At 54.8% G+C, this 21,575-nt stretch carries 17 protein-coding genes; 8 read left to right on the top strand and 9 right to left on the bottom strand.

The annotated features are described in order from the left end of the window. Positions 1-99 precede the first annotated feature (99 nt). The gene (locus tag INT84_RS06800) at positions 100-2,361 is read left to right on the top strand and encodes a sensor domain-containing phosphodiesterase (RefSeq protein ID WP_194206197.1); all 2,262 of its coding nucleotides are present in this window, start codon (positions 100-102) and stop codon (positions 2,359-2,361) included. Positions 2,362-2,409: 48 nt separating this feature from the next. Here INT84_RS06800 and ppx read toward each other — a convergent pair whose 3' ends face one another. The 4 genes from ppx to purM all read right to left on the bottom strand — a co-directional run bounded on the left by ppx (position 2,410) and on the right by purM (position 8,025). After that, positions 2,410-3,951, bottom strand: coding sequence for an exopolyphosphatase (gene ppx, locus INT84_RS06805; protein WP_194206198.1), 1,542 nt, complete (start codon positions 3,949-3,951; stop codon positions 2,410-2,412). A 4-nt stretch (positions 3,952-3,955) separates the two neighbouring features. Continuing rightward, the gene (ppk1, locus tag INT84_RS06810) at positions 3,956-6,022 is read right to left on the bottom strand and encodes a polyphosphate kinase 1 (protein ID WP_194206199.1); all 2,067 of its coding nucleotides are present in this window, start codon (positions 6,020-6,022) and stop codon (positions 3,956-3,958) included. A 324-nt stretch (positions 6,023-6,346) separates the two neighbouring features. Continuing rightward, positions 6,347-6,988 carry a phosphoribosylglycinamide formyltransferase gene (purN, locus tag INT84_RS06815; RefSeq protein ID WP_194206200.1) on the bottom strand — a complete coding sequence of 214 codons (642 nt, stop codon included), beginning with the start codon at positions 6,986-6,988 and terminating at the stop codon, positions 6,347-6,349. After that, on the bottom strand, positions 6,988-8,025 hold the full coding sequence (purM, locus tag INT84_RS06820; protein WP_194206201.1) for a phosphoribosylformylglycinamidine cyclo-ligase: 1,038 nt from the start codon (positions 8,023-8,025) through the stop codon (positions 6,988-6,990). The genes purN and purM overlap by 1 nt, the downstream gene beginning before the upstream one ends. A gap of 265 nt (positions 8,026-8,290) precedes the next feature. Here purM and bglK point away from each other — a divergent pair, with 265 nt between their 5' ends. The 5 genes from bglK (at position 8,291) to INT84_RS06845 (ending at position 13,668) form a co-directional block, all read left to right on the top strand. Then, positions 8,291-9,184: a beta-glucoside kinase BglK gene (bglK, locus tag INT84_RS06825; protein ID WP_194206202.1), complete on the top strand. Its 894-nt coding sequence runs from the start codon at positions 8,291-8,293 to the stop codon at positions 9,182-9,184. A gap of 10 nt (positions 9,185-9,194) precedes the next feature. Continuing rightward, positions 9,195-10,625, top strand: coding sequence for a 6-phospho-beta-glucosidase (locus tag INT84_RS06830; protein WP_194206203.1), 1,431 nt, complete (start codon positions 9,195-9,197; stop codon positions 10,623-10,625). 250 nt (positions 10,626-10,875) lie between these two features. Next, positions 10,876-11,502, top strand: coding sequence for a uracil phosphoribosyltransferase (gene upp / locus INT84_RS06835; protein ID WP_176917111.1), 627 nt, complete (start codon positions 10,876-10,878; stop codon positions 11,500-11,502). Positions 11,503-11,585: 83 nt separating this feature from the next. Then, on the top strand, positions 11,586-12,866 hold the full coding sequence (gene uraA / locus INT84_RS06840) for a uracil permease (RefSeq protein WP_194206204.1): 1,281 nt from the start codon (positions 11,586-11,588) through the stop codon (positions 12,864-12,866). A 100-nt stretch (positions 12,867-12,966) separates the two neighbouring features. After that, entirely contained in the window at positions 12,967-13,668 is a 702-nt protein-coding gene (locus INT84_RS06845; protein WP_228066068.1) for a DnaA inactivator Hda, read from the top strand. 26 nt (positions 13,669-13,694) lie between these two features. Here the strand turns inward: INT84_RS06845 and INT84_RS06850 are convergent, their stop codons facing one another. From INT84_RS06850 to INT84_RS06860, 3 genes are read right to left on the bottom strand one after another with little or no spacing between them, the layout of a single operon-like run. Then, positions 13,695-15,152 carry a M17 family metallopeptidase gene (locus INT84_RS06850; protein ID WP_194206206.1) on the bottom strand — a complete coding sequence of 486 codons (1,458 nt, stop codon included), beginning with the start codon at positions 15,150-15,152 and terminating at the stop codon, positions 13,695-13,697. Positions 15,153-15,155: 3 nt separating this feature from the next. After that, positions 15,156-16,109, bottom strand: coding sequence for a N(4)-(beta-N-acetylglucosaminyl)-L-asparaginase (locus tag INT84_RS06855; RefSeq protein WP_194206207.1), 954 nt, complete (start codon positions 16,107-16,109; stop codon positions 15,156-15,158). A gap of 3 nt (positions 16,110-16,112) precedes the next feature. After that, on the bottom strand, positions 16,113-17,429 hold the full coding sequence (locus INT84_RS06860; protein ID WP_194206208.1) for a PTS sugar transporter subunit IIC: 1,317 nt from the start codon (positions 17,427-17,429) through the stop codon (positions 16,113-16,115). A gap of 166 nt (positions 17,430-17,595) precedes the next feature. On the opposite strand from INT84_RS06860, the gene INT84_RS06865 reads away from it, so the two are divergent. Further along, a complete protein-coding gene (locus INT84_RS06865) occupies positions 17,596-18,462 on the top strand; it encodes an XRE family transcriptional regulator (RefSeq protein ID WP_194206209.1) in 867 nt (288 codons plus the stop codon). On the opposite strand, the gene arsC is transcribed toward INT84_RS06865, so the two are convergent. Both arsC and bepA read right to left on the bottom strand, forming a co-directional pair. Then, a complete protein-coding gene (gene arsC / locus INT84_RS06870) occupies positions 18,459-18,818 on the bottom strand; it encodes an arsenate reductase (glutaredoxin) (protein WP_194206210.1) in 360 nt (119 codons plus the stop codon). The two genes, INT84_RS06865 and arsC, sit on opposite strands and share 4 nt — an antisense overlap. A gap of 9 nt (positions 18,819-18,827) precedes the next feature. Continuing rightward, the gene (gene bepA, locus INT84_RS06875) at positions 18,828-20,291 is read right to left on the bottom strand and encodes a beta-barrel assembly-enhancing protease (RefSeq protein ID WP_194206211.1); all 1,464 of its coding nucleotides are present in this window, start codon (positions 20,289-20,291) and stop codon (positions 18,828-18,830) included. A gap of 221 nt (positions 20,292-20,512) precedes the next feature. Between bepA and INT84_RS06880 the strand changes: the two genes are divergently transcribed. Then, positions 20,513-21,574, top strand: coding sequence for an AI-2E family transporter (locus tag INT84_RS06880; protein WP_194206212.1), 1,062 nt, complete (start codon positions 20,513-20,515; stop codon positions 21,572-21,574). Position 21,575 lies beyond the last annotated feature (1 nt).

Consider the following 21,575-nt stretch of genomic DNA (forward strand, 5'->3'; position numbering starts at 1 on the left):
AGAGTTATATTGCGCAAGATAGTCTTTGCAGCTTTGCTGCCAGGTGGGATACCTGTCTGAATATGCCCCGCAGGACGCCGGGTATTCTGCTGAGCATTTATGAAACTAAGTAAACTTTACGTTAAGTACAGAGATAGATGGTGGAGCTTGCCGCTTTTTCTACCTTGCTTTGTACTTCCGCTAATCAGTAAAGCGAATACGTTCGCTCATATCAGCACAGGAACCGTAGTGCTTTTTTTCCTGCCGCTGGCATTAACGATCAGCCTGATGCTTTTTTTTGGTTGGGCGGCAATACCGGGTATCGTGCTCGCCTTCTTTTTATATGACTATCAGCATATGGGGCTGGCGAATAATGCCCTAATTATTGTTCATTTTCTTCTTCCCGTCATTCTCAGCTGGGCAGGCTATCGCGCTTTTACACCTAACCGGCGTAATGTCTCTCATGGCAACGTGAGTCTGGTTTTTCAGCGCATTTTCTGGCAGGCGTTTTGTCCCGCAACGTTATTCATTGCTCTTTATCAACTGGTCGGACTTTTTGATATTTATAATCTGCACCAGGAATCGAATATTGGCACACCCTTTATGATTAATATCCTGATTAATTACCAGGCGTTATTAGTTGGAAACTTAATCGGGGTTCCACTTTGTTATTATATTATCCGAATCATTCGCCATCCTCTCTATATACGCGCTTATTTTTCGCAATTGCGTTTGCAATTCGATCCGAAAGTGACCAAAAGAGAAATTGTCGTCTGGATGTTTATATTCATTGGGCTAATGGTGATGCTTTGTATGCCCCTTGAACAGAACAATTCAATCTTCAGTACGAACTACACCTTTTCTCTGCTGCTGCCTGTGATGTTATGGGGGGCCATCCGCTACGGCTATCGCTTTATGTCCCTGATCTGGACGCCGGTACTGATTATCTCCGTCCATTTTTATCACGGTTACATCCCTTTATTTCTGGGGTACGAGACGCAACTGGCCATTACCTCATCAAGCTATCTGGTGTATTCGTTCGTTATTGTCTTTATCTCCATCCTGGCGATGCATCAGAGAACCGTCAATCGACGGGCGCGTATGCTGGCTTTTCTTGATCCGGTGGTGCATCTGCCGAATCTACGCGCGCTTAACCGGGCGTTGCATCGTTTTCCGTGGTCGGTGCTTTGTTTTATCCGTATTCCTGAGCTGGAACTGCTGGGACGAAATTATGGCGTCATGTTGCGTATTCAGTATAAACAGCAGCTGGCGAACTGGATCACTACGCTACTTACGCCTGACGAGGGCGTCTATCAGATGTCCGGCAACGATCTGGTGTTTCGTCTGAATACTGAAGCATATCAAAGCCGTATAGAAGAGATTGATCATCATATTAAGCGATTCCGTTTTATCTGGGATGGTATGCCTTTGCAGCCACAGGTCGGCATGAGCTATTGCTATGTGCGCTCGCCGGTGACGCATATTTATCTCCTGCTGGGGGAGTTAAGCACCATTGCTGACCTGTCGCTGGCGACGAATCATCCTGAAAATCTGCAAAAGCGGATGGCGATGCACCTTCAGCGGGATCTCAAAGATAAAATTGCGTTAATGAACCGGCTACAATTGGCGCTGGAGCAGGATCAGTTTTGTTTGATGGCGCAGCCGATTGTCGGTGTTCGCGGCGATACCTATCATGAGATCCTGCTTCGGCTGATCGGTGCTAACGACGAGCTGATTAGCCCCACTGAATTTTTGCCAGTGGCGCATGAGTTCGGTTTGTCGTCACGCATCGATTTATGGGTTATCAGAAATACGCTGCGATTTATGGCACAGCACCGTGAAGCAATGCCAGCCTGCCGTTTTTCGATCAATCTTTCGCCGTCCTCCGTCTGTCGTGCGCAATTTCACCGTGAAGTACAGATGCTGTTGGATGAGTATCAGGTAGAGGCATGGCAGCTTATCTTTGAAGTGACGGAAAGTGATAGCCTGGCAAATGTAGAGCAGGCGAATAAGACGCTGGCAAAGCTACAGAAGATGGGCTGTCAGATAGCCATAGACGATTTTGGTACCGGCTATGCAAGCTATGCGCGTTTAAAAAGCGTGGATGCGGATATCCTTAAAATCGACGGCAGTTTTATCCGCAGTATCGTGTCCAATAGCCTGGATTATCAAATCGTGGCGTCTATTTGCCATCTGGCGCGGATGAAAAAGATGCAGGTGGTGGCAGAATATGTCGAAAGCGAAGAGATACGCACCGCGGTGGTTTCGCTGGGCATTGATTATTTGCAAGGGTATTTACTCGGCGAACCGCAGCTGCTGGAAGAAACATTGAAAGCGCAGACGGCTGCGAAACCAACTCCCCTCTTTTCTGACGGTATTTAAACCCGGCGATAAAAATAACGGGCGTCAGTAGCTGACGCCCGGACAGGTTCACGCCGCGATATCGGGTGAGTTTTCCTCTTCTATATTGAGCCGCCAGCCGGTGACGGCTTCCCAGTACTGCTGCTCTTTTTCCAGATCGAGCAGCACCAGCGCGTTCTGGCTGAACCAGCCGTGCGGGAAGCGCAGGGTCCAGTGATTGTCGTCCGTCTCCAGCACCAGGGAGGGCGGGGTAGTGGTAGCCTGGCGCTGATTATTCAGCAGCACGCCCAGGCGTAAAAGCTGGATTAACGGCAGGAACTGCTTCTTTTTGAACAGCGTAAACCGCGGCAGGTCATCCAGCTTCACCGCTTTGCGATGATAGCGAACCAGTGTCGCCATCAGGGTTTGCTGCTCCTGATTAAATCCGGGCAGGTCGCTGTTTTGCAGAATATACGCGGAGTGGCGATGCAGGCCGCTGTGGTTGATGTTCAGGCCCACTTCATGCAGCATGGCGGCCCACTTCAGCAGCGCTTCCAGCTGCGGATGCGCCAGCTTCGGCTGCTGTGTCTGCCACTGTTCGTACATCTGCATCGTGGTATCCAGCACGCGTCGCGCCTGATCGCTGTCGATATTGTACTGATTTGCCAGGCTTTTGGCGGTGCGGCTGCGCACATCCTGATGACGGAAGCGACCCTCCATCTCATAGAGTACGCCTTCGCGCAGCGCGCCGTCGGACAGGCGAAGTTCCCGAATGGCCAGCGCGTCAAAGACGCCGCACAGGATCGCCAGACCCGGTACAAAAACGGCTTTGCGCTCCTCGGATAATCCCGGCAGGCTCAGCGCGTCGAAGCTGCGATGCTGAAGCAGTTCCGCCACTAGTTTGTCCAGCCGCTCCGGGGTAATAAAGCCATCTTTTTCGCCCATCTCCAGCAGCACTTCATGCGCGGCTTTAATGGTGCCGGAAGCGCCCAGCGCCACGTTCCAGCCCTGAATCCGGTACTGCCAGGTTAACGACTCAAGCTTTTGTGCTGCCGCCATCCGGGCGCGCTGGAAGTTTTCCTTACTGATGACGCCACCCGGGAAATAAAGCTGGGCGAAACTGACGCAGCCCATGCGGCGGCTTTCCACCAGCTTCGGTTCAAAATTCTCACCGATGACCAGTTCCGTTGAACCGCCGCCGATATCAATAACCAGCTTGCGGCCTTTTTCCGGCTGCGTATGCTCGACACCCATAAAAATCAGACGCGCTTCTTCGTTCCCGGAGATGATTTCAATCGGGTAGGGGATCACCTTTTCCGCACGCTTAAGAAAATCAGTGGCGTTCAGCGCCTGGCGGAGCGTATGGGTTCCCACGATGCAGACGCTCGACGGCGCGAATCCTTGCAGGCGCTCGGCAAATAATGACAGGCAGCTCAGGCCGCGCTCCATCGCTTCTTCGCTCAGCATATTATCGTCGCCGAGGCCGTCCGCCAGATGGACGCGCTGCTTCAGGCGACCGATGATTTGCATCGCGCCATCCACCACACGGGCAATGACCATATGAAAACTGTTTGAACCAAGGTCGACCGCCGCGAACTCCTGCGGTCGTGGTGACGAATCATGTATTGGCATAGCGTTAGTCAGGTTGCTCGAGTGATTTGATGTAGTCGTAAATCGCCAGTTGCGACTGTACCTTGCGGCGATTACCGCGCGGCACGTAGCGATTGCTCAGTTCTTTATCGATATAACGGGCTTTTACCGTATCGCTAAACAGGATGTCAATAATATCCAGCACCCGCTGTTTAAGGCGCGGGTCGAGGAGCGGGGTGGCCACTTCAATGCGATAGTCGATATTTCGCGTCATCCAGTCCGCGGAGGAGAGATAGACCTGCTTATCGCCGCCGTTCTCAAAGATGTAAACCCGGTCATGCTCAAGGTAGCGGTCGACAATACTGATAACGCGAATATTGTCGCTGAGGCCTTCCAGATTGGGGATAAGCGAGCACATCCCGCGAATCAGCAGATTCACCGGCACGCCGGAGCCAGAAGCGGCATACAGCCGGTCAACCAGTCCCTTATCGACCAGGTTATTTAATTTTAACGTGATACCGGACGGCTGCCCCTGCTGGGCATTGGCGATTTCCCGGTCGATCATTTCATACAGCAGACGCCGTGAGTTTTGCGGCGATACCAGCAGATAATCGAAGTTGACCGGGCGATACGGGTTTTCAATAAAGTTAAAGACGCGACGCACTTCATTGGTGATGCGCGCATCGGCGGTTAACAACGAATAGTCGGTATAGAGCCGCGCGGTTTTTTCGTTGAAGTTGCCGGTGCCAATATGGGCGTAACGCACCACCTCATCGCCCTCTTTACGCGAGATAAGAAACAGTTTGGCGTGAATTTTCAGCCCCGGCGCGGAGAAGATCACGTGGACACCCGCTTCCGTCAGACGTTTCGCCCAGTGAATATTCGCCTCTTCGTCGAAGCGTGCCTGTAATTCCACGACCACGGTGACTTTTTTACTGTTATGCGCGGCGTGGATCATGGCGTCAATGATGCGCGAATCTTTCGCCACGCGATAAATATTGATTTTGATTGCCAGCACATTCGGGTCAAAAGAGGCCTGACGCAGCAGCTCAAGTACGTGCTCAAAGGTGTGGTACGGGTAATAAAGCAGCACGTCGCGCTCGCGAATTGCGTCGAAACCGTTACGGAACTTCTGGTTATCGAACCAGATATGACGCAGGCGCGGCAGCGGCTTATTGACCAGATTCGCTTTGCCCACGTTGGGAAAGCTAATGAAATCTTTAAAGTTATGGTAGCGACCACCCGGCACGATGGAGTCGTAGCGGGAAATGCTCAGTTTCTCCCGCAGCACCTCCACCAGCGCATTGGGCATATCGCGCTGGTAGACAAAGCGCACCGGCTCGGCGGTCAGGCGCTGTTTCAGGCTGGAGGACATGAGTTCCATCAGGCTGGATTCCATCTCATGCACCAGATCATACTCGGCGTCGCGCGTCATCTTCATCGAGTAGGCGTTAAGGGCGTCGTAATCGAAGAAGCCGTGAAAAATGTCATCCAGACAGTAGCGCAAAATGTTATCCAGCAGGATCATCGGCTTACGGCGACGCGGCGCTTCCGGCGGCAGGTTCACAAAGCGCGGCACTTTGTCTGACGGGATCTCCAGCAGCGCGTAGCGCGTGTCGTCACCACGAATAATTTCCACCGCCAGATAGGTGTAATCATCCTTCAGGAAGTTAACCAGATTCGTTTCACGGTTGATAAGCGTCGGGATAATGTGCTGGCGCAGATGCTGTTTGAAGTAGAGACGCAGCCAGTTTTGTTGGTTAACGGAAAGCTGACGTTCATTGATGAGGAAAATCTGGTTGCGCGCCATCTCCAGCAGCAGCTCGTTATACAGGCTGTCGAACTCCTGATCGGCTTTCAGCACCCGCGACTGGATTTTTCCCAGCAGATGCCGCGAACTGGTCTGTATTCCCTGTTCTTCGCTGATGATGATGCGCCGTTTTAACTCGGCGAATCGCACCTTGTAGAATTCATCAAGGTTGTTCGAATAGATCCCCAGAAACCGCATCCGCTCAATCAGCGGGTTGCTTTTATCTGCCGCTTCCTGAAGCACGCGTTCGTTAAAGGATAACCAGCTCAACTCTTTTTCGATGTATAACTTTTCCTGACCCATTACCACTCACACTCCGGTTCTTTCACTGGACGTGCCAAATCCGTCTCAATGTCATTATGGCGAGCTTTGCCATGTAATGTCCAACTGTGCCAGAAAAGTATGACAGCAAACCGAACGGTAGGGCGGCAAGGAGGGATAAAATTGACAAAAATAGCGGCGCGGTATGAGAGGGGCAGATTAATGGTCGGCCACCGCGTCGTATTTGCCGGGAGGCGCTGCGCTTGCCTGGCCTACGGGGGCGGGTGATATCACGACGTTGTCATCTTTTCCCAGGCCCGTGCAAGCGAATGCGCCGTCGGGCACACAGGGTACAGCGGCAAAAGTTTACTCTTCCGCGGCATAACCTTGCGCGGGCAGTTTGACGTTATCCAGCCACGCCGCGTTGTCGCGCATTTCAAGACGGCCAGCAACAAACCAGCTAATCACCAGTGGATAGATGTCGTGCTCCTGCGCCTGTACCCGTGCGGTAATCTCGTCCTCGTTGTCGCCGCTAAACACCGGCACGTTGGCCTGCAAAATAACCGGGCCGCCGTCCAGTTCGTCAGTCACAAAATGCACCGACGTACCGTGGACTTCATCGCCGTTTTCCAGCACCTGCTTATGGGTATTCAGGCCCGGATATTTGGGCAGCAGAGAAGGGTGGATGTTTAACAGCCGTCCCTGATAGTGCGCCACGAATTCCGGGCTTAAAATCCGCATATAGCCCGCGAGCACCACTACATCTGGCGCATAGGCGTCAATTTCCAGCATCAGTTCACGATCGAAAGCTTCGCGGCTGGCAAACTGACTGGCCGTTAATGCATGCGCCGGGATGTTTGCCTGACGCGCGCGCTCAAGGCCGAACGCGTCGGCCTTATTGCTGAATACCGCACGCAGTGTGCCGCCGATCTTTTTCTGCTCGCAGGCGTCAATAATCGCCTGTAAATTACTGCCGTTGCCGGAGATCAGCACCACGATGTTTTTCATTACTCAATGACCACGCGCTCGTCGGAATCAGAAGATTTAATGATACCGATTTTCCACGCCTTTTCACCCTTATCATTGAGCAATGCAATGGCTTTATCTGCATTAGCTGCTGGCAGCGCGACGATCATGCCGACGCCACAGTTAAAGGTGCGATACATTTCATGACGGCTGACGTTACCCGCACGCTGCATCCAGTCAAAAATGGCGGGCCACTGCCAGGAGGATTCGTCAATCACCGCCTGGGTATTATCCGGCAGCACGCGTGGAATATTTTCCCAGAAACCGCCGCCGGTGAGGTGGGCAATCGCATGTACCTCGATGTTCTCAATCAGCGACAGAATGGATTTCACGTAGATGCGGGTCGGGGCCAGCAGGTGATCCGCCAGCGACTTGCCGTCAAGATCGGTGGTCAGCGGATCGCAGCCGCTCACTTCCACTATCTTGCGTACCAGCGAATAGCCGTTGGAGTGCGGGCCGCTGGAGGCCAGCGCGATCAGCACGTCGCCATCAGCGACTTTACTGCCGTCAATAATTTCCGATTTTTCCACCACGCCCACGCAGAACCCGGCCACGTCGTAATCGTCGCCGTGATACATCCCCGGCATTTCCGCAGTTTCACCGCCCACCAGCGCGCAGCCGGATTGCAGGCAGCCCTCGGCGATGCCGTTGATAACGCTGGCCGCCGTATCCACATCCAGCTTGCCGGTCGCGTAGTAATCAAGGAAAAACAGCGGCTCAGCGCCCTGGACCACCAGATCGTTGACGCACATCGCCACCAGATCGATACCGATAGTATCGTGACGTTTTAGATCCATCGCCAGACGCAGCTTCGTTCCTACGCCGTCGGTGCCGGAGACCAGAATCGGCTCGCGATATTTCTGCGGCAGGGCGCACAGCGCGCCAAAGCCACCCAGACCGCCCATCACTTCCGGGCGACGGGTTTTCTTCACCACGCCTTTGATACGGTCGACCAGAGCGTTGCCCGCATCGATATCAACACCGGCATCTTTATAGCTGAGAGAGGTTTTATCGGTCACTGCTGAGTCCCCACGCGTTTGCGGTAGAAATAAAATCGGCGCAATTCTAACAGGGAAAGCAAACGTTTGCGAGCCTGCTTTGTGCCAGACACTGAACAACGTGCAGAGACACAAATTTGATACTGTTCACGAAAATGAAACCGGGTACATTCTTATGCTTGCCTCCGTGCCCGTGAGTGACCATCATGCCAATGAAACCGGTTTCTGTTTTGGGTTGAGAAAAGCGCTAAGCGGGTTCTGACGGGATTCAGGAGGACGAAACAGGATGAAAATTGCCGCATTTGATATTGGTGGCACCGCGTTAAAAATGGGCGTGGTCACCGCCACGGGAGAGCTGCTGGACAAGGGAAAGCAGACGATCAACGACAGCGATGGCGACGAGATTTTACAGGCCATGCTGACATGGATAACGGCCCATCCGGAGTGTGAAGGGGTTGCCATCAGCGCGCCCGGTTACGTCAACCCACACACCGGCTTTATTACGATGGGTGGCGCAATCCGCAAGTTCGATAATTTCGCCATCAAACAGTGGCTTGAAGAAAAGGTCCGGCTTCCCGTCGCCATTGAGAACGACGCTAACTGCGTACTGCTGGCCGAACGCTGGCAGGGTAAAGGCGCAGAGATGGCGAACTTCCTGGTGTTAACCATTGGTACCGGCATCGGCGGGGCGATTTTCTGTAACAACCAACTAGTGCACGGCGCGCGTTTTCGCGCAGGCGAGTTTGGCTATATGCAAACCGAACGCCCCGGTTCCCGCGACGTTCGTCGCTACTCCATGAATGAAAACTGCACGCTGCGTGTTTTACGCTACCGCTACGCCGAACATGTCGGCAAAGCGCTGGAGGAGGTCACCGGCGAGGAGATTTTCGACCGCTTTGATGCAGGCGACGTCGTCTGTCAGCGCCTGGTGACGGATTTCTTAAACGGCCTCGGTACCGGCCTGTATAACCTCGTTAATTTATTTGATCCGCAGACGATTCTGATCGGCGGCGGTATTGTCGAACGCCCGGGTTTTCTGGCGCTGCTGCGCGAACACCTGGCCTGGTTCGGCATTGCGGAATACATCGATACCGTCAGTCACGGCAACGACGCCGGATTGATCGGCGCAGTTTACCATTTCAATCAGCAACACCGGTCGCCAGACGGCGATCGTTCATGAGGGAGAGAACATGTCCGGACTTAAAGAAGGTTTTCTGTGGGGCGGCGCGGTCGCAGCGCATCAGCTGGAAGGCGGCTGGCAGGAAGGCGGTAAAGGCGCGAGCGTGGCCGATGTAATGACCGCCGGCGCGCACGGCGTGGCACGTGAAATTACCGACGGCGTGCTGCCGGGGAAAAACTACCCTAACCACGAAGCCATCGATTTTTATCATCGCTATAAAGAAGACGTTGCGCTGTTTGCCGAGATGGGCTTCAAATGCTTCCGTACCTCAATCGCCTGGACGCGTATTTTCCCGAAAGGCGATGAGCAGGAGCCGAATGAAGCGGGCCTGCAATTCTATGACGATCTGTTCGATGAGTGCCTGAAGTACGGTATTGAACCGGTGATTACGCTTTCTCACTTCGAGATGCCTTATCATCTGGTCAGGGAGTACGGCGGCTGGCGTAACCGCAAGCTGATCGACTTCTTTGTCCGTTTCGCGAAGGTGGTTTTTACCCGCTACCAGCATAAAGTGAAATACTGGATGACCTTTAACGAGATCAACAACCAGGCTAACTATCACGAAGATTTCGCCCCGTTCACCAACTCCGGGCTGAAATATGCGCCTGGTGAAGATCGTGAGCCGGTGATGTACCAGGCCGCGCACTACGAGCTGGTCGCCAGCGCCCTGTCGGTGAAAGCGGCGAGGGAGATCAACCCGTCATTGCAGGTAGGCTGCATGATCGCCATGTGCCCGATCTACCCGCTGAGCTGTGCGCCGAACGATATGATGATGGCGATGAACGCCATGCATCGTCGCTACTGGTTCACCGACGTTCACGTGCGCGGCAGCTATCCGCAGCATCTGCTGAACTATTTCGATCGTCGCGGTTTTAACCTGGATATCACCGAAGACGATCTCGCCGCACTGAAACAGGGCTGCGTCGACTACATTGGCTTTAGTTACTATATGTCGTTCGCCACCAAAGCGACCGCCGATAATCCGCAGCTGGATTACGACGAAACGAAAAGCCTGGTCTCCAACCCGCACGTGCAGAAATCCGACTGGGGCTGGCAGATTGACCCGGTGGGCCTGCGCTACTCCCTGAACTGGTTCTGGGATCACTATCAGCTACCGCTGTTTATCGTTGAAAACGGCTTTGGCGCGATCGATGTGCTGGAAAAAGACGGTTCAGTCGACGACCAGTATCGTATTGACTATCTCTCTGCCCATATCGCCGAAATGAAAAAAGCGGTCGTGGAAGATGGGGTGGATCTGATGGGCTATACGCCGTGGGGCTGTATCGATCTGGTCTCCGCCGGCACCGGCGAGATGAAAAAACGCTACGGCTTTATCTACGTCGACAAAGACAACGACGGCAACGGTACGCTGGCCCGCAGCCGCAAAAAATCGTTTGACTGGTATAAGCAGGTGATTGCCACTAACGGCGAAAAACTTTAATCCTCGTTTTAGCGGTCAGTCACCGGCTGGCCGCTTTTTTTCTTCCGCTATAGCCGTCTGTCGACTCACGAAAGCGAGCGCCATGTGAGTTTCTCTGATTTGCTTCCCCGTAACGTTTTAATTAGTAGATGAAATTTTCCTTTACGCGCATATGCTTGATCAACATCAAACAAAAAAATATTGTCGACTAAAAGAAAGGCGGTATAATCCGTCGATTTTTTTTGTGGCTGCCCCTCAAAGGAGAAAGAGAATGAAGATCGTTGAAGTGAAACACCCACTCGTCAAACACAAGCTGGGTCTGATGCGTGAGCAGGATGTCAGCACTAAACGCTTTCGCGAACTCGCCTCTGAAGTGGGTAGCCTGCTGACCTATGAAGCGACAGCCGATCTGGAAACGGAAAAAGTGACTATCGAAGGCTGGAATGGCCCGGTAGAAATCGACCAGATTAAAGGTAAAAAAATCACCGTTGTACCTATCCTGCGTGCGGGTCTGGGGATGATGGAAGGCGTACTGGAGAACGTACCGAGCGCGCGCATCAGCGTGGTAGGGATGTACCGCAACGAAGAAACGCTTGAGCCTGTACCGTACTTCCAGAAGCTGGTCTCCAATATCGATGAGCGTATGGCGCTGATCGTTGACCCCATGCTGGCAACTGGCGGCTCTGTGATTGCGACCATCGACCTGCTGAAAAATGCGGGCTGCTCCAGCATCAAGGTGCTGGTACTGGTGGCGGCACCGGAAGGTATTGCGGCGCTGGAGAAAGCGCATCCGGACGTCGAGCTCTATACCGCGTCCATTGACCAGGGGCTTAACGAGCACGGATACATTATTCCGGGTCTCGGCGATGCCGGTGACAAGCTCTTTGGTACCAAGTAAATGAATAAATAAAAAAAGCCGACTTTGAGAGTCGGCTTTTTTTTGAGTAAAACAACCCACATACAACATTCAGAGGTAATACTATGACGCGCCGTGCTATCGGGGTGAGTGAAAGACCGCCGCTTTTACAGACAATCCCGCTTAGTTTGCAGCACCTGTTTGCCATGTTTGGCGCAACGGTGCTGGTGCCTGTTTTATTCCACATTAACCCGGCCACGGTGCTGCTGTTTAACGGCATCGGTACATTGCTGTATCTCTTCATATGTAAAGGCAAAATCCCGGCGTACCTCGGGTCAAGTTTCGCCTTTATCTCCCCGGTGCTGCTGCTTCTGCCGCTGGGTTATGAAGTGGCGCTCGGCGGCTTTATTATGTGTGGCGTGCTGTTTTGTCTCGTTGCTTTTATTGTCAAAAAAGCCGGTTCCGGCTGGCTGGACGTCATGTTTCCGCCGGCGGCGATGGGGGCCATTGTGGCGGTTATCGGTCTGGAGCTGGCAGGCGTCGCCGCGAATATGGCGGGCTTGCTGCCGCCAGACGGACAATCTGCTGATACTAAAACCATTATTATCTCGCTGGTGACGCTGGGGGTGACCGTTTTTGGTTCGGTCCTGTTCCGCGGGTTTCTGGCGATTATCCCGATCCTGATTGGCGTGCTGGTAGGCTATGCGCTCTCCTTCGTAATGGGCGTTGTGGATACCACACCGATTGCGCAGGCGCACTGGTTCGCGCTGCCGACGTTCTACACCCCGCGTTTTGAGTGGTTTGCTATCTTCACCATTCTGCCTGCCGCACTGGTGGTGATTGCCGAACACGTCGGACATCTGGTGGTTACCGCCAACATCGTCAAAAAAGACCTGATTCGCGATCCGGGCCTCCACCGTTCGATGTTTGCTAACGGGCTATCGACCATCGTTTCTGGTTTCTTTGGCTCCACGCCAAACACCACCTATGGTGAAAATATCGGCGTGATGGCGATCACCCGCGTTTACAGTACCTGGGTTATCGGCGGCGCGGCGATTATTGCCATCCTGCTCTCCTGCGTGGGGAAACTGGCCGCCGCCATTCAGATCATTCCGCTGCCGGTGATGGGCGGCGTCTCGCTGCTGCTGTACGGGGTGATTGGCGCATCCGGTATTCGCGTGCTGATCGAATCAAAAGTGGATTACAGCAAAGCGCAAAACCTGATCCTGACCTCGGTCATTCTGATCATTGGCGTCAGCGGTGCGAAGGTGCACATTGGCGCGGCCGAACTGAAAGGCATGGCGCTGGCGACCATCGTGGGTGTTGCCCTGAGCCTGATCTTTAAGCTTATCAGCATGCTGCGTCCGGAAGAAATCGTGCTGGATGCCACGGATAAAGACGCATAAACAAGATGATCCACTCACCGGGTGGCGATCCACCCGGTTCTCAGTCTCCGGTTTTGTGATAAACTCAAGGCGATTTTTGCAAGCCCAGACAGAGGTCCACCTGAACACACCGGCGCAGCTCTCACTGCCACTCTATCTTCCCGACGACGAAACCTTTGCGAGTTTCTGGCCGGGCGATAACCCCTCTTTGCTGGCCGCACTGCAAAACGCGCTGCGCCAGGATCACAGCGGCTATATCTATATCTGGTCCCGCGAAGGGGCAGGGCGCAGCCACTTGCTGCACGCGGCCTGCGCTGAACTCTCCCAGCGTGGCGATGCGGTGGGGTATGTACCGCTGGATAAACGCACCTGGTTTGTACCGGAAGTGCTGGAAGGAATGGAGCAGCTTTCGCTGGTGTGTATCGATAATATCGAATGCATTGCCGGGGATGAGCCATGGGAAATGGCGATGTTTAATCTCTATAACCGCATCCTGGAATCCGGCAAAACCCGCCTGCTGATCACCGGCGATCGGCCGCCGCGTCAGCTTAAGCTGGGTCTCCCCGATCTGGCTTCGCGCCTCGACTGGGGACAGATTTATAAACTCCAGCCGCTGTCAGATGAAGATAAGCTCCAGGCTTTGCAGTTGCGCGCGCGCCAGCGGGGGTTTGAGATGCCGGAAGATGTCTGCCGTTTTCTGTTAAAGCGGCTGGATCGGGAGATGCGCACGCTGTTTATGACCCTCGATCAGCTCGATCGGGCATCGATCACCGCCCAGCGTAAGCTGACGATTCCCTTCGTTAAAGAGATCCTCAAGCTGTAGGCGTGTCGAGCGACACGCCTGTGTTCTTATTGACTGCTCGCAATATCGTTAAGCAAATGCTGTATCAGCAGCGGGATCGGCCGCCCGGAGGCAACGCTTCTTCCGCTTTCGCGCCATAGCGCCGTGCCGCTTACGTCAAGATGTGCCCACGGAATAGTTGACGGACAAAAATGGTGCAGCAGCCAGGCAGCGGACGCGCTGATGGCGGCATTGTTGCCCGGTGTATTGCACAGATCGGCGATAGCGCTTTCGGTCTGTTTTTTCAGCCGCGCGTCAAGCGGCAGCGACCAGACTTCATCTCCGCTCTGTTGACCTGCCAGGGTTAACGCCTGGCGCAGGGACTCATTCTGCGTCATCAACCCGCTTAACGCATAGCCCAGCGCTTTTACCACTGCGCCGGTGAGGGTGGCGAGATCGATGATATAACGTGTGTCGGGATGGCGCAGGCTGGCCCAGGCGAGGGCGTCGGATAGCACCAGACGTCCCTCGGCGTCGGTATTATTGATCTCCACCGTCATGCCGTTGCAGGCGCGCGCCACGCTACCGGGCTGCATGGCATTCGGCCCGATGGCGTTTTCCGCAAGCGCCAGCACGCCCATTACCCTTACCGGCAGCGCGAGGCCAGCGATGCTGAGCATCAATCCAAGGACGTTCGCTGCGCCGCACATGTCATATTTCATGGTGTACATGCCGGCACCCTCTTTTAGCCACAGCCCGCCGGTATCAAACGTAATACCTTTGCCAACGTAGCTGCGCACCGGTCCGTCAGCGATGCCGTCATAGTGAATAGCCAGCAGGCGGGGCGGCCGTTCCGCACCTTTACCCACTGCATACAGCAGACCAAGCCCTTGCTCGACGATAGCGTTTTCATCCAGCACCTCGCAGCGCAGCGCAGGAAAGGCGGCGCACAGTCGCTGCGCTTCATCTACCACATACTGTGGCGTACACTGTTCTGAGGGTAAATCCGCCAGTCGGCGGGCAGCAATCATGCCACTGGCGATAACGTGCTGCTGGTGGAACAGCGTTTCCCGTTGCGGCTGGGTTTCCCGGGGACAGTAGCCGATAACACGGCGCAGGCGGGTCGTCGGTGACTGTCCGGTTTTCAGACCCAGATCCACCAGCTGATGCGAGAGGTTAAATAAGAAGCGCAGCGTCTTCGCCAGTACCACCTCATCAATGTGCGAGCAGTCGATAATGACCTGAGGGCACGCCGTGTCGGTGAACAACGGGCGCAGGAGGTCGAGCAGCGCATCGGTGACGCTGTCATGCCAGACGCCGGATGGCAGCAGAGTGATGCGTGCGAAGGGAGCGCAGCCAAAGCGCGTGTCCGCGAGCTTCCCCTGCGTAGCAAGCGCTTCCATTTCGTCAATTATCGGCATCGCCCGATAGAGCGGCTGGTCGAAGAGGGGACTACCGGGAAACGTGATCAGGTGACTTTGCGTCAGATCGCCGGCAAGCCTGTCGGTAAGCGCATAATCAATCATGTTTTACTCCTCAATGGGCGCGCGGATGCGGGCGTTATACGCCTGCATCCAGTCGTCATCCACCGGCTGATAATGGGTTTTCTCCTGAAGCCGATCGGCGCGGAAGACGGTTAGCGGCTGGGTTGCGGTAGCCACGACGAAGGAGAATGTTTTGATGTTGGTGGCTGCGCCGAATTCGCCGTGGCGGTTCATGCATACCACCGACAGATCGCCCGCGCGACCAAAGCGCGACATCAGCTTATCTTCCAGTTCGTAAATTACTGAGTCCGCCGCCTGTTGCGGAGTCATGCCCTGCGCCATGCGGCGGACAATTTCGTAGCTGGTGCAGCCTTTCATTAAATCTTCGCCCATCCCCGTCGCGGTTGCCGCCCCGGTTTCGCTGTCACAGTAGAATCCCGAGCCGATGATGGGCGAGTCTCCCAGTCGGCCGCGCTTTTTCATAAACAGGCCGCTGGTGGACGTGGCGACACTCATTGAGCCTTGTCGGTCAAGAGCGATGATACCCACCGTATCGTGGCCGTCGTAGGGGCTGAGGCCCTTATCCAGCGTTTCCCGGCATCGCTTGCGGTAGTGTTGCATCGCGCGGTCAGTTAACATCGTTTTCGGCGTAAAGCCCTGACTGAGTGCCCACTCCCGGGCACCCTGACCGACCAGCACGCTGTTATAACGCTGCCGACCCAGCGCATGCGCCACTTTTACCGGATTGGCGATATCTATCAGGTTACCCACCGCGCCAAAGGCCAGCGTGTCGCCATCCATCCAGGCGGCATCAAGCTCCACTTCGCCGTTTTCAGTAGGCAGACCGCCATAGCCTACCGATTTATAGAGCGGATAATCTTCGACGGTGACGACCGCATCCACTACCGATGTCGCTGCCGCGCTTCCGGCCTGTAGCGCCGTCGCCGATGTTGAAACGCCTTCCAGCGCCATCCGCCAGGTTGCAATAATTCCCCACATCCCTTACTCCTGTTTCGCCAGCGCGCCCGCGGCGTTATCCATATTACGTTCTGCACTGCGATATTGTTTGTCGACAATGCGAATAAAAGGCAGATACAACATCGCGCCAATCAGCAGATTGAGGAGTTGCATAATGCTGCCGGAAAGATGTCCGGTAACAATGAAACCGCTGATAACCGGTGGCAGCGTCCATGGAATAAAAACGCCGGTAGTGACCGCTACCGCGCCGATTTTCATCGCCACATACTGCACGGTCACCAGCACCAGCGGCACCAGGTTAAACGGGATCAGCATAATGGGATTCATGATCACCGGCAGGCCAAATAACACAGGCTCGTTGATATTAAAGAGTGACGCACCCGCGCCAAGGCGCGCGACCTCGCGCATGTTTTTGCTACGTGCGAATATCAGCATGGCGATCACCAGCGATAGCGTGGCCCCCGCGCCACCCATCCAGATCATGTCGAAAAACTGTTCAGTGATGATATGCGGCGGTGTGGTTCCGGCCTGGATCGCGGCAATATTGTCGGTCTGATTTTCCATCCACAGCGGGCGGATAATGCCGTTAACCATAGAGCCAGAGTTGATGCCCACCGACCACAGAATAGTAATGCTGAAGACCGTCATCAGCGCGCCGAAATAAGAGGTGCCGAAATGGCGTACCGGTGTGGCCACTACCTCGTAAATAAACTGGTGGATGGTTCGGTAAGGGGTATTTTCAAAGCCAATGCGGATCGCCAGCACCAGGATCATCACCAGCAGGGCGGGGATCAGCGCGGCAAAAGACTCCTGTACCGCCGGGGGAACGCCGTCCGGCATTTTGATTACCAGCTTTTTACACTTTAGCCAGCAGAACAGTTCCGTCCACAGTAGCGAGCCGATCATCGCCACAAAAAGACCGCGAGTGCCGATCCATTCCACGGGCATCACGGTAATGCCGCCGTTCTCCGCCACTTTCAGGAAGGGCGTGAGGATCAAAAAACAAACCAGCGCCAGCACGCCGCAGGAGATACGATCGTCAGCACGCTGCTCAGCCAGACGGTAAGCGACAAGAAAACTGATAAACAGCGCCATGGTTGAGAATACCGCGTTAAACGGGATCTCGACGATAGCGCTCCAGTTCTCACCAAACGCCTGCGACATAAACTGTTGATAGGTCTGATTGGGAAAGGAAGAAATCACCAGCAGGATCGAACCGACGATAATAAACGGCATGAAAGAAACATAGGCACCGCGAATGGCGCACAGATGAGGCTGCTGCGCGGTCCTGGCGGCAAGCGGCATCAGTTTCGCTTCAAGAAATCCCAGAACATTGTTCATTGTGAACTCCGTACAAGATTAATCGGTATTGTGTGTGTTATGTAATGAGAAGCTACTGGGGGATTATTCATTAATCCCTGTGGCAGGAAGGTGAATCTGGTCACATTTTATTTGCACGCTAGAATAAATCTCACATGATTAGTTAGGGTGTGATACAGGAGTTATCATGGAAATTAAGCTGCATGCCAACGCTACCACGACCCCAAGGGTGCGAAAATATTTACAGGAGTCGGATAAAAGCGATCGCGAACTAGCGCTGGAGCTGGGTATTTCGGTGACGACGGTCAGGCGTTGGCGCAGACGGGAAAATACGGCGGATCGGCTGACAACGCCTGGAAAAATACACAAAGCACTGAGACAGGAGCAGGTCGCTCTGATCAACGCCCTGCGGGAAATGCTACAGGCACCTCTGGATGATTTGCTGTTTTTCGTGACTCAGGGACTGGAGATCCCCCTGTCGCGTGCGACCCTCAATCGTTACCTGAAACCGGCACGCCCGTCGCGCGGAACGTTGCTACCAAAGGGAAAAAAGGCGCTCAGCGCGGGTATCGTGCCGCAACAGCTCAACCTGCATTACTTTTTGCTGTCGTTGCACAGGGAAGATGATGGCGAACACCATTTGCTCATGGCGCAGGAACCGGTAAGTGGCTGGTGGTATGCGCGGGTCTATGCGGGAATGTCGTCGCGATTGCTGGTGAACTGGCTTGAAGAGGCGCTGACACACTGTCCGGTTAATATACAATGCGTTGAGACAAAAGGAAGTTCGTGGTGCGGTATCGACCTGCCTGCTGCCCTCGATCCCTGGCTGCTGGATAAAGGAATGCATGCCATCCTAATCTCCCCGCCGGTGGATGCGCAGCCTGTTATTGTATCAACGCCGCTGGCGGAAATTATCCCGGTGGCCCGCAACTCGACGCCTGACGAGCTGGTGGCACGGCTGTGTTTACTGGTGAACGAGGGAAGAACGCAGAAAAAACTGGGAGGGATAACGCCACAGGCTTTTTTACAGGCGCTGCGGCGCGATGCCGTTTAACTGACAATTTCCAGCACCTGCTCCGGCGGGCGACCGATGCGTGCCTGACCGTTGTTAACGACAATCGGCCTTTCGATAAGCTCAGGATGTTCCACCATCGCCTGAATCAGTTCCTGCTGGCTCAGATGTTCATCGGCCAGGTTCAGAGAGCGGTAGAGATCCTCTTTCTGGCGCATCAGTTCACGCGCGTCGGTCATGCCGAGCATCGTTAACAGCTCGCGCAGGGTGGCTGCATCCGGCGGGGTTTCCAGATAAAGCACTACTTGCGGGTCGACGCCGTTCGATTTCAGCAGGCTCAGGGTGTCGCGGCTTTTAGAGCAGCGTGGGTTATGATAAATCGTTACCGTGTCGGACATGAACATTCCTCACATTTTTTCATACGGGCGGAAGCGCTGCTGTAGGGCGCGTAACTGGTCGATACGCGCATCGTAGCGCGACTGTTCCTGACTGCCGAGCTTAACCTGCGCGCTGGCGCTGCTCAGTAGCGTAATGGCCTGGTCGAGCCGTCCCAGCAGCGCCTGCCCCTCCGCACGCGCTGCCAGCTCACGATCGCGATGACCGTTGGCCGCTTCGGCCTGCGCCAGCAGATCCCAGCCGTTAGGATCGTCTTTGTAGGTAAAGGTGTAGCGATTCAGGATAGTCGCAGCTTCACGGGTCTGGCCAGCCTGCACATAGGCGTTCGCCAGGTTGAGTTGTAACACCGGATTGGTGCGGATCTCACTGGCATTCTTCAGGCGGGCAATGGCCTCGGCGTTTTTCTTCTGTCCCAAATCGATATCCGTGGCAAGGTCAAGATACCAGGCGTTATTCGGCTCGGCTTTCAGCAGCGGCTGTAGCGTCTGGCTGGCTTCTGCAAAGCGACCCGCCTCCATGGCCTGTAACGCCCGACCGTATTGCGCGGCGTGCTGCTCGCGAATATTGCCTTTCGCCCAGCTCTCCAGCATATCGCTGGTGAGCTGATTACGTCCGGAATTGTACATCCCCAGAGTACGCACCTTCGCCAGATAAAAACTGGCGGAAGACTGGACCACCACGGCGGGCATCTGATTGGCACGGTTGCGCGCATCGGACAGTCGGCTTTCCGGCAGCGGGTGGGTGAGCAAAATTTCCGGCGGGCGCGACGAATAGCGCGCCTGATCCAGCAGCTTTTCCAGGAAACCGGGCATCGCCTGCGGATCAAACCCGGAACGTTGCAGCACCTGAATGCCGATACGATCGGCTTCCTGTTCGTTTTGCTGGGTAAAGGTGATCACTCCCTGGCGCGAACCGGCCAGCGTCCCAGTCAACGCCGCCATCCCGGCCTGCGGACTGGCCATCGCCAGCAGAATCGAACCCAGCGTGCCCGCCCAGGTCAGCGGTGCGTTGTTTTTTTGATCTTCCATCGCCCGCGCCAGGTGGCGCTGGGTGACGTGGGAGATCTCGTGCGCCATCACCGACGCCAGCTGGCTTTCGTTGTCGGCGTAGCGAAAGAGGGCAGAGTGCAGAACCACGTTGCCGCCAAAGAAGGCGAAGGCGTTAATTTCGTCGTTATTAATCAGATAGAAGTGGAACGGCGTGCGTACGGAGTTGGCGTGCGCGACCAGCCGCATCCCCAGCGAGTTAATATACTGAACCAGTAAAGGGTCGTTGATTAACGGTGCGCTGCCGCGGAGCTGGCGAACGTAGTAATCCCCCATTTGCAGTTCCTGAGCAATGGAGAGCGTGCTTCCTGCGGAGGTGCCCATATCCGGCAGCGTATCCGCGGGATCGGCGAAGGCGGGCAGCGCCTGTCCCAGCGTTAGCGTGGCGATAAGAGTGGCTATCAGCGTTTTTTTCAACTGCCTGAACATAACCTCAATCCTGTTATCTGAATTTGCCAGTTTGACCGGCAATGTCACGTAATGTTCCACCGTTGGTGAGCTGCGAGTGTAGCCGTCTGCCTGAGCAAAGAAAATAATAATTGTGCAACGGATAATGTTTCCGTGATAGCACGTAAAAAGCGAAGTCTTTTTTGTGACAGTTCGATACAATTCTTATCTATTGCTCCAGTCATGCCCGCAGGGAAGGTTCTATGCTAGAAATGTTAATGCAGTGGTATCGCCGTCGCTTTAGCGATCCGGAGGCGATTGCGCTGCTGGTCATCCTGGTGGCGGGTTTTTGTATCCTGTTTTTCTTCAGCGGCTTGCTGGCACCGTTACTGGTCGCCATCGTACTGGCCTATCTGCTGGAGTGGCCTACCGCACGGCTACAGCGCATCGGCTGCTCCCGGCGCTGGGCCGCGACCATGGTACTGGTGCTTTTTGTCGGTATTCTTCTCTTAATGGCGCTGGTGGTTTTCCCCGTCGCCTGGCAGCAGGGGATTTATCTGATCCGCGATATGCCGGGAATGCTCAATAAGCTGTCTGAGTACGCTGCCAACCTCCCACGCCGTTATCCGGCGTTAATGGACGCGGGCATTATTGATGCGATGGCAGAAAATATGCGCTCGCGGATGCTGACCCTCGGCGATTCAGTGGTGAAATACTCGCTTGCCTCGCTGGTCGGGTTACTGACCATCGCCGTCTACCTGGTGCTGGTGCCGCTGATGGTCTTTTTCCTCGTCAAAGATAAAGAGCAGATGCTCAATGCGGTGCGGCGCATTTTGCCGCGCAATCGCGGGCTGGCAGGGCAGGTCTGGAAGGAGATGAACCAGCAAATTACCAATTATATTCGCGGTAAAGTGGTGGAGATGATCGTCGTTGGCGTGGCGACCTGGATTGGGTTTATTTTATTTGGCCTCAACTATTCGCTGCTGCTGGCGGTACTGGTCGGTTTCTCAGTACTGATCCCCTACATCGGCGCATTTGTTGTCACCATTCCGGTGGTCTGCGTGGCGCTTTTCCAGTTTGGCCTTGGCACCGAGTTCTGGAGCTGTTTTGCGGTCTATCTTATTATTCAGGGACTGGACGGCAACCTGCTGGTGCCGGTACTGTTTTCTGAAGCGGTCAACCTGCATCCGCTGGTGATTATTCTGTCGGTGGTGATTTTCGGCGGGCTGTGGGGATTCTGGGGCGTGTTCTTTGCGATTCCGCTGGCGACGCTAATCAAAGCCGTGGTCCATGCGTGGCCGGATGGACTGACGCTCGACGAGTAGA

The organism is Superficieibacter sp. 1612_C1 (assembly GCF_015234305.1).
Lineage (GTDB): Bacteria > Pseudomonadota > Gammaproteobacteria > Enterobacterales > Enterobacteriaceae > Superficieibacter.